The following is a 3123-nucleotide window of genomic DNA, read 5'->3' on the forward strand; positions in this document are numbered from 1 at the left end:
CGGGAGCAAGCTCCCTCGCCACAAAAGCAGTTGTTCACACCGACGCTCCAAAAAATTAACAACGTTTAACTCACGCAAATGCCCCCTCTGACCGGACCATTGAGCCATCCACTCATCTCAAGGAATCACGTCATGAGCACCTTCATCACCCGCGACGGCACCGAGATTTACTACAAGGATTGGGGCAGTGGTCAACCGGTGGTCTTCAGCCATGGCTGGCCGTTGAACTCGGACAGTTGGGAGGCGCAGATGATGTTCCTGGCGTCCAACGGTTACCGCGTGATCGCCCATGACCGCCGCGGGCACGGACGCTCCAGCCAGCCTTGGGACGGCAACGACATGGACACCTATGCCGATGACCTGGCCGAGCTGATCGAGCGGCTGGACCTCAAGAATGCGGTGCTGCTGGGCTTCTCCACCGGCGGTGGCGAAGTCGCCCGCTACATGGGGCGTCATGGTGCCGCCCGCGTCGCCAAACTCGGGCTGATTTCGGCGGTGACCCCGTTGATGCTCAAAACCCCGGCCAACCCGGGTGGCTTGCCCGTACAGGTGTTCGACGGTTTCCGCCAAGCCTCCCTGGCTGACCGTTCTCAGCTATACAAAGAAGTGGCCAGTTCGTTCTTCGGTGCCAACCGACCGGGCGCCAAGGTCTCCCAGGGCATGATCGACTGGTTCTGGATGCAGGGCATGCTCGCCGGGCACAAGAACACCTACGACTGCATCAAGGCGTTCTCGGAGACGGATCTGTCCGAAGACCTGCGCAATATCGATGTGCCGACCCTGGTGGTCCATGGCGATGATGATCAGGTGGTCCCGATCGAAACCGCGGGCATTGCCGCCGCCAAGTTGCTCAAAAACTCGCAGTTGCTGATCTACCCCGGCGCGCCGCATGGCCTGACCGATACCCACAAGGATCGCTTGAACGCGGACCTGCTGGCGTTCATCCAGGGTTGACCAAGCACTAACCTGTGGGAGCGGGCTTGCTCGCAAATGCGGTGGCACATTCGACATAAGTGTCCACTGACCCACCGCTTTCGCGAGCAAGCCCGCTCCCACAGGACCGGTATTCAACAGGAATAGCACCCATGAACCGCAATGACTTGCGCCGCCTCGACATGAACCTGCTGGTGATCTTCGAGGCGCTGATGTTCGAGAAGAACCTGACCCGTGTCGCCGAAAAGCTGTTCATGGGCCAGCCGGCGGTGAGCGCCGCGCTGGGACGCTTGCGGGACCTGTTTGACGATCCGCTGCTGATTCGCAACGGTCGCGGTATGGAGCCGACGCCGCGGGCCCTGGCGATCCTGCGGGAACTGCAACCGGCGATGGATACGATCTCGGGCGCGGTCAGTCGAGCCAAGGCTTTCGATCCCTCTACCAGTTGCGACGTGTTCCGCATCGGTTTGTCCGATGATGCCGAGTTCGGCTTGTTTCCACCCTTGCTCAGTCAACTGCGCGAAGAGGCCCCCGGCATCATCGTGGTGGTGCGCCGGGCCAATTTTCTGCTGATGTCGTCGCTGCTGGCCAGTGGCGAAATCAGCGTCGGCGTGAGTTACACCACCGACCTGCCGGCCAATGCCAAACGCAAGAAACTGCGCGACATTCCCTGCAAGGTCTTACGCGGCGATCAGCGCCCAGGGCCGCTGACTCTGGACGAATACTGCGCGCGGCCCCATGCCATGGTTTCGTTTTCGGGCGACCTGAGCGGCAACATCGACCTGGACCTGGCCCGCATCGGTCGAACGCGCAAAGTGGTGTTGGCAGTGCCGCAGTTCAGCGGCCTGCGGGCCTTGCTGGCAGGCACCGAATTGATCGCCACCGTGCCTGACTACGCCGCCTGTGCGCTGGTGGAAGGCTGCGCGCTGCGTGCTGAGGATCCGCCGTTCCAGATCAATGCCGCCGAGTTGTCGATGGTTTGGAGCGGTGTGCATGACAACGATCCGGCCGAGCGCTGGCTGCGCTCGCGCATTGCCACCCATATGTCTCAACCGTTGCCGGCCGCCGCCTACCCGGAGGGAGCTCACCGATGAGCATCGTGGATGAACGTTCCCTGCAGGATCTGGGTTTGCTGTTCCTGCGCCTGAGCGGTGGGTTGTTTTTACTGTGGGTCCACGGGCTGCCCAAGCTGTTGCATTACAGCGTTGAGCTGACGCGTATCGAGGACCCGTTTCACCTGGGCGCCGCGCCCACCCTGATGCTGGCGATTTTCGCCGAAGTGCTTTGCCCTCTGCTGATCATAGCCGGGGTCTTCGTGCGTCTGGCGTGCGTGCCGATCCTGTTTCTGCTGGCCGTCGCGCTGGTGGTGGTACACCCGCAGTGGACCCTGGAGGAAGGGCAGTTCGGCTGGTTGCTGCTGATTGTATTTACCAGCGTGTTGATTGCCGGGCCTGGACGGCTGGCGATGAACACGCGTTTTGTTGGAGTGCTACGTCATGTCTGAACCTCAAACCGTTGATTCCACCCGCGACCCTGCAAAACCTGGCTTTGATGAAATCGTCACGCTGGTGATCAAGCACCGGATCAAGTCCGGTCAGGACGCGGCTTATGAGGCCTGGCTGCGCCGCACCGTGCGGGTGGCCGGTCAGTGGCCTGGGCACCTGGGTGTGGATGTGGTGCGGGGCAAGCTGGGCGGGTTGTCGCTGTTTACCTGCGTGCTGCGTTTCTGCTCCACCGAGGCGATGCAACGCTGGCTGGATTCGCCCCAGCGCCGCGAGTTGGTGGAAGAAGCCGCGCCGCTGCTGGCCGATGGCGACCAGACCGAAGTCGCCCCTCACAAGGAGTTCTGGTTCGCGCCGTTGGCGGATGCCTCCATCCCCCCGCCACGCTGGAAACAGGCGGTGGTGACGCTGTTGGTCATCCTGCCCCACACCTTGCTGGTGCCGCTGATCTGGGGACCTTTGCTGCAACTGCACGCATTTCTTTCCAACTACGTAGTCGCCACGTTCCTGATCACCCTGACCATCGTGCTGTCGGTGGTGTACGTGTGCATGCCGCTGGCGACCCGCCTGTTCGCGCCGTGGCTGGAAGCCTCCCAAACCCACGAACACCTGGAGCCCTAAGCAGCGCCGAGCTGTTGTGACAAACACTGTTGTGGCAAGGGAGCTTGCTCCCGCTGGGCTGCGAAGC

The 3123-nt window shown here is 62.0% G+C and carries 4 protein-coding genes; all 4 read left to right on the forward strand.

Translation table 11 applies throughout. The features are described 5' to 3' along the window. Nucleotides 1-132 precede the first annotated feature (132 nt). The 4 genes from HU811_RS26130 (at nt 133) to HU811_RS26145 (ending at nt 3056) form a co-directional block, all read left to right on the forward strand. Nucleotides 133-954 (forward strand): alpha/beta fold hydrolase, encoded by an 822-nt coding sequence (locus HU811_RS26130; protein WP_186658953.1) that lies wholly within the window; start codon nt 133-135, stop codon nt 952-954. 131 nt (nt 955-1085) lie between these two features. After that, nucleotides 1086-2027 carry a LysR family transcriptional regulator gene (locus tag HU811_RS26135; RefSeq protein ID WP_186658954.1) on the forward strand — a complete coding sequence of 314 codons (942 nt, stop codon included), beginning with the start codon at nt 1086-1088 and terminating at the stop codon, nt 2025-2027. Next, the gene (locus tag HU811_RS26140) at nt 2024-2437 is read left to right on the forward strand and encodes a DoxX family protein (RefSeq protein ID WP_186658955.1); all 414 of its coding nucleotides are present in this window, start codon (nt 2024-2026) and stop codon (nt 2435-2437) included. Before HU811_RS26135 ends, HU811_RS26140 begins: the two co-directional genes overlap by 4 nt. Further along, on the forward strand, nt 2430-3056 hold the full coding sequence (locus HU811_RS26145; protein WP_092399221.1) for an antibiotic biosynthesis monooxygenase: 627 nt from the start codon (nt 2430-2432) through the stop codon (nt 3054-3056). Before HU811_RS26140 ends, HU811_RS26145 begins: the two co-directional genes overlap by 8 nt. Nucleotides 3057-3123 lie beyond the last annotated feature (67 nt).

It is taken from the genome of Pseudomonas tehranensis, assembly GCF_014268615.1.
Lineage (GTDB): Bacteria > Pseudomonadota > Gammaproteobacteria > Pseudomonadales > Pseudomonadaceae > Aquipseudomonas > Aquipseudomonas tehranensis.

Excerpts from the sequence above, each read along its gene's own strand:
- HU811_RS26130 (WP_186658953.1), top strand. The coding sequence starts at position 133 with ATGAGCACCTTCATCACCCGCGACGGCACCGAGATTTACTACAAGGAT.
- HU811_RS26135 (WP_186658954.1), top strand. The coding sequence starts at position 1,086 with ATGAACCGCAATGACTTGCGCCGCCTCGACATGAACCTGCTGGTGATC.
- HU811_RS26140 (WP_186658955.1), top strand. The coding sequence starts at position 2,024 with ATGAGCATCGTGGATGAACGTTCCCTGCAGGATCTGGGTTTGCTGTTC.
- HU811_RS26145 (WP_092399221.1), top strand. The coding sequence starts at position 2,430 with ATGTCTGAACCTCAAACCGTTGATTCCACCCGCGACCCTGCAAAACCT.